General features: G+C 63.3%; 4 protein-coding genes. 1 reads left to right on the top strand and 3 read right to left on the bottom strand.

From position 1 onward, the window contains the following. The first annotated feature begins 545 nt into the window (after positions 1-545). Positions 546-1445: a sulfite exporter TauE/SafE family protein gene (locus tag VN461_18755; protein HXB56809.1), complete on the top strand. Its 900-nt coding sequence runs from the start codon at positions 546-548 to the stop codon at positions 1443-1445. A 92-nt stretch (positions 1446-1537) separates the two neighbouring features. Here the strand turns inward: VN461_18755 and VN461_18750 are convergent, their stop codons facing one another. The 3 genes from VN461_18750 to VN461_18740 all read right to left on the bottom strand — a co-directional run bounded on the left by VN461_18750 (position 1538) and on the right by VN461_18740 (position 5494). Then, the gene (locus VN461_18750; protein ID HXB56808.1) at positions 1538-2470 is read right to left on the bottom strand and encodes a proline dehydrogenase family protein; all 933 of its coding nucleotides are present in this window, start codon (positions 2468-2470) and stop codon (positions 1538-1540) included. Positions 2471-2843: 373 nt separating this feature from the next. Continuing rightward, the gene (locus tag VN461_18745; GenBank protein HXB56807.1) at positions 2844-3536 is read right to left on the bottom strand and encodes a GntR family transcriptional regulator; all 693 of its coding nucleotides are present in this window, start codon (positions 3534-3536) and stop codon (positions 2844-2846) included. 173 nt (positions 3537-3709) lie between these two features. Next, complete coding sequence (locus VN461_18740; protein ID HXB56806.1) at positions 3710-5494, bottom strand: CocE/NonD family hydrolase; 1785 nt, start codon at positions 5492-5494, stop codon at positions 3710-3712. Positions 5495-5665 lie beyond the last annotated feature (171 nt).

Here is a 5665-nt window from a genome sequence, read left to right as displayed (position 1 = left end):
TTCTCTGCCATCGTGCGGCCGATGAGCTGGGGGAGGCCCCTCAGGACGATCCGGGTGGGCTCCCCTGCGGTGTGTGTGTCGATGGCCGAGATGAGGTGACTGAACTCAACCATAGAATGGCACCCCTCGAAGCTTGCGTCGTCAGTGAACTAGTGGCTAATATATTACATATCAGCTCTGGTGTGGGTTTTTTCGAGGGACCAACAGAGGACGGGCCCTGACCGCGAACTTCCTGCTATCACGGGGCGTGCAGCAGCGTGGTGTCGTGAGGGGAGGGGGAAGAGCCTGCAAGTTATTGAAAAGGCAGTAGCGTACACACTAAGACCCAGGCTCCGGCGGACGCGCCGGTCGCGGCGCGCGGGAGGGGGGCCGACCAAGACGGCAGTCCGCGTCCTGGATAGAGCCGGGGACGAAGTGCCTTGCCTGCGACAGGTAAGGATTCCCAATTCGCCGCGCCGGCCCCTGGTGGAGCCACAGTCGAACTCTGGCTCTCTGGGCCTCTCAAACCGACTTGCACCACCAACGTGCGCGAAGGGTGGTCCGATGTGAGCTTTCGGAATGTCTTGTTCGTAGGACTTGGAGGCGTCACGATCTTCTACGCCCTCCGAGGCTGGTCTGCGTTGCGCGAGCAGACACCAAAGGCGGTTTGGCCCACCCCGCTCCAGACCGCCATCGGTTTCGTGACCAACTTCTTTGACACGCTCGGCATCGGCTCGTTCGCGACAACGGCATCGCTCTTTCGCTCTTGGAGCCTCGTGGAGGACCGCCTGATCCCCGGCACCTTGAACGTCGGACATACGCTGCCGACCATCGCTCAGGCTTTCATCTACATCGCAATTGTCGACGTCGACCCGACGACCCTGTTCGCGATGATCGTGGCTGCATGTCTGGGCGCCTGGTTGGGGGCAGGGGTCGTAGCGGGCTGGTCGGCCTACAGGGTCCGAATAGGCATGGGCATCGCGCTCCTCGCGGCTGCGACGCTGATGCTGCTGACCCAGCTCAAGATCTTCCCCTCCGGCGGTGACACGCTCGGCCTATCCGGCGTCCGGTTGTGGCTCGGAGTGGTGGCCAATTTCGTCTTGGGGGCTCTGATGTCGCTCGGGATTGGCCTCTACGCGCCGTGCCTGATCCTGATCAGCCTGCTCGGCATGTCGCCCAAAGGGGCCTTCCCGATAATGATGGGCTCGTGCGCATTTCTGATGCCGGCGAGCAGCGCACGCTTTCTGCGCGCGAAGAGCGCCGACCTGCAGGCATCCCAGGGGCTGGCGTTGGGCGGCGTGCCGGCCGTCCTCTTCGCTGCCTTTATTGTGACGTCGCTCCCCCTCGACTACGTTCGCGGTTTGGTGATTTTGGTCGTCCTCTACACCGCGGTCTCTATGCTGCGCGCAGCCCTTGTGACGGGATCAGACGCTCGGCAGGGTCACACGAACCCGCGCGCGAAATAAGAGCTTGGCTCCCCCGGGACTGCGCTCGAGGGCACAAATCGCGCACGAGCGGCCTTTGGCGGGCGGGGGAGGCTCGCGCAGGCGCTGGAGGGTCAGCCGGACAGGACGCTCTTTACGAGGAACAAAAGGTTGGCGGGGCGCTCCGCCAAGCGGCGCATGTACCAGGGGAACCAGTACTCGCCGTAGCAGATGAGCACCCGCAACCGCTGACCCTTGCCGACCAGCGCTTGCTGAAGGCGACGTTGGATGCCGTAGAGCATCTCGAACTCGTAGGCGCTGGGGGCGATGCCCTGCTCGGCGGTGAAGGCCTGGAGTCGCTCCACAAGTCGGGGGTCGTGGGTTGCGATCCCGAGGAGCGCGTCCTGGCGACCGCGGGCGGCTCTTAGAAAGCTGGTGGCGAGGGCATAGTAGTTCTCGTCCACCTCGTCCTTGCTCGAGAACGCACGATCCGGCGGCTCCATATACGCGCCCTTGACCAGCCGGACCGCCGGGTCGAGCGGCAGTAGCGCCTCGAGGTCGGCCGCGCTACGGCGAAGGTAAGCCTGCACGCACAGACCCACGCGCCGCGAGCGCGCCCGGGCCCGGCGAAACAGCTCGAGGGTCGGGTCGACGTAGTTCGACGACTCCATGTCGATCCAGCAGAAGTTGGAAAGGGCCTCGGCCCGGTCGACTAGCTTGGCGAGACTCTCGAAGCAGTGCTCCTTGTCGAGGTCGAGGCCAAGCTGCGTCAGCTTGACCGAGATCTGCGCATCGATCCGGCTCCCGGCAATCTTCTCGAGCACCTCAAGGTAGTGGTCCGTGACCGCGTCCGCCTCCTCCGCTCGCGTGACGTTCTCGCCTAGGCGGGTCAGGATCGTACCCGCGCCACCTCGCTGCTGAGCGCTCGCCGCATCGAGGGCGTCGTCCAGCCTCTCTCCCGGCATGAACCGCGAAACCGAGCGGCGCACGAACGGGTACCTCACAGCTCGCTCCCGCAACCAAACGTTCTGCGAGCCGGCCAGCAGGAGGCTCCGCATCATGCCCATCGTGCACCTCCAGTTGCGACGAAGAATGCCTGAATGCCCGTGGGACCGCCGACCATGGGGCGTCGCCCTGTTGTCGTGACCCTAGTCTCCTCTCGAAACCCATGGAAACTCGCAACGGGCCCATGCGCCTCGGTGGGGCGTTCGTTCAAAGCCACCGGTCGGTCTTCTAAGAGCAACCGCCCGGCAAGCGAAGTTAAGCCTCGGCCGTGTGATATATAGCATATCAGACGGGCAAGCTACGTCATGGGCGGATTTCTCGCACGGAGTCTTCGTTCGATGATTGCTCGCGGGTAGGAGACCTATTGCGCTCGGTCCTAGGTCTTAGGAGAGGTAGCCCACAACCTATCGGCGAAGGGCAGAACCGTGGCGATCGTCATCTTGAGAGAACTTCCCGCGGTTCCTTGACGGGGGCCTTTTTCTGGGCTGCGCCCTCGCCCTCGAGGCTTCGAGGGAAATAACTGCACAAGGCGCCTTCCTTATTGTGCTCCCACCCCCAATGGACCTGCATGAACTCGGCTACGCCCTCGGCGTCTTTGTCACGGAACAGCTGTGCGAGCCGGCTGTGCTCTTCGAGCTGCCGAAATTCCCATTCCGGCACGAATGCCATCCGGTGGGGTACGTCGTAGAAACGTCGCTTCAGCAGCCTAATTGTCGAGACCATCAACGCATTCGGGCAGCGCGCCAAGTGGATTTCGTGGAAGGCCTCCATCTCGCGCTTCAGACCCTGGAGGTCGCGCGCCGCAAGCAACTCTTTCATGGTGGCGACCGATTCCTCGAATTTCTCGATGTCGTTCGAGGTCATGGAGGGTGTCGCGAGCCGGGCGGCCGCAGTTTCGAGCGGGCCAATCGTCTCAAAGAGTTCCCTTACGTCCTGCTCGGTCAGGTCGTTGACAACGATCTCTTGCCGCGGAAAAAACGAGACGAGGCCCAGAGGTTCAAGTTGCAGCAGGGCCTCCCGAACCGGGGTTCGGCTGACGCCCAAGGCTTCGCAAATCTCCTTCTGCCGTATCCGGTCCCCGGGACGCAAGCGGCCTTCCCTAAGTGCCGCGAGGATGAACTCGTGCACGATCTCCTTCAGTGACTTATAGCCACTGGGGCCTCGCGGTTTCTTCATGGCCTCGAGTATATCACGTCGATTTTGACCCGCATTTCGCCCCAAGAAAGCGCCCAAGGCCCTCCCCTGAGAGCCAAACTCAGCCCACGCTTGAGAACAGGCGACAGGAGAATGACGGGGAGAGTTCAGGGCGCGGGGAGGACAGGGACCAGGACCTGGGACGGATGCTCCGAGTCGTGGAGCACGGTCTGTGTGGCCTTGATCGGCTTCCCCACGCGACCCCCGAGGTTGCTGTTCCTTTCGAATCGCGGGAAGTTCGCGGAGGCGATCTCGAGGCGGATGCGATGACCCTTCCGAAACAAGTTCGCGGTCGCCCACATATCAATCGCGTACCGATAAACCTGATCGGGCTCGATCAGCGACGGCATGTGATCCGGATCCCGGAATCGCGCCCTGACAATGCCGTCCTGTATGAGAAGCGCGCGGCCATCGGGAAAGACGTCCGTGAGCTTAGCCGTGAAATCAGTGTCTACGGCCGAGGACCGCGCCCAGAGGACGACCTCCACCGGACCAACTACCGCCAAGTCGCGAGCTACCGGTGTCGTCGTGTAGACGAGGACGTCCGATCGTTTCTGGACTTCTTGCTGGTCGGCCGAGCCAGCCTGGACAAGGGTGGAGACGATGCTGCCCCCGATCGTCGGGGGAGGCGACTCGGGATCGTAAACGTAGGTATCCACCTTGCCGAGCCGCGGCCGTGCCTCCTGGAGCACTCCGGAGCCGCCGCTGCCGTTGGCGTCGCCAGCTGAGTCGAGGTAGAAAGGTTGGATGCGCGCCTCGCGCGGGGGCCAGGCATCGCACCCCCACCACTCTCCGCTTCCCATCAGGTAGTACGTCACGCGGTTCAGCGCCGCGATGGCGTCCGTCTTCCCCTTGAGCCAGTAGTCATACCAGCGAAGGAGGACCTCGAGGTTGTCGGTTCCCCGGAATCTCTTCTGGAGGGCCGGGTCTGCCTCGGCGCCTTCGCGGTAGCCACGATCCATGTGGGCGGCCGGCGTGACGATCAGGAACGTGTTTTCGCGAACGTGATTCGGCGCGAAGCGTTGGATCAGCTGCCAGGTGTCCAGGGTGTAGTCAAGGCCCCAGTCGTACCAGCCCGAGAGAAGCAGCGCCGGGGCGTTGAGGCTGCGGTACACCGCTTCCGTGGAGGGTGCGACGTACTTGAAAGCCGGGCCACCGCCTCCGAACACTGCCGGCACGTCGGAGAGGTTGGCGTAGTTGACCTCCGACGCACCCATGAGGAATTTGATGAGCTGGGCTCGCTCCGACGGCAGCATTCGCGCGTAAGTCTCGATCATCCATTTGCCGCGCGCTTCAGGATCCAGCCCGGCCAGCGCAGGAAACCTCTCCAGGGCTCGCTCCGGATAGGGCCGGGTCAGCGGTTCGTTGTAGTAGCCGCCGGCCCAGGTCTCCTCTCTCATTTGGCGCTCGACGACATCGATCGGAGCCTCCGACTTGTTCGCGCCACCCGCCTTGCCGACCGAACGCGCATAGGCGCTTACAAAGAGGTGCAGCCGAACGCCGCTTGAACGGGCACCGCCAATTCCGGCGACTTCCGGGGCGATCGCCGTCATGGCCGGGTGGAACGACATGAACCACTGCGTTTCGCCCACATAGGAACCGCCGATTCCACCGATCCGGCCGTCACACCACGCCTGTTGCCTCACCCAGTCGACGGTGTCGTAGCTGTCCTCTCTCTCGTAGACGTACATGTCCCATTGGCCGGGCTCGCTTTGACCCGTACCGCGGCAATCCTGCGCCACGACGACGTAACCGTGACGCGCCAGGTTCATCAGAAGCGAGTCAGTTTTGTCCCGGCCGTAGGGAGTACGCATGACGAGCGCGGGACGCTTGGCGGGACCCGGGGGGAGGTAGAGATCCATGGCCAACCGGTTGCCGTCCCGAGCCGTCATGAACACACGTCGACGAACTTCGATCTCGCTCTCCGCATACTGGAATGGAGTTGCCGGTTGGGCAAACGGATCCTTTGCTCTCCTCGGCGCTTGGGCACGAGCGGGCGTGCTGAAAGCAGCTACGAGCGCTGAGACAGCGCAGCAGAGGGCTGCAAACCGGGCAATCCTTCC

The organism is Vicinamibacteria bacterium (assembly GCA_035570235.1).
Classification (GTDB): domain Bacteria; phylum Acidobacteriota; class Vicinamibacteria; order Fen-336; family Fen-336; genus DATMML01.
The sequence above is the reverse complement of the archived record's forward strand: the minus strand, read 5'-3'. Positions and strand labels throughout refer to the sequence as shown.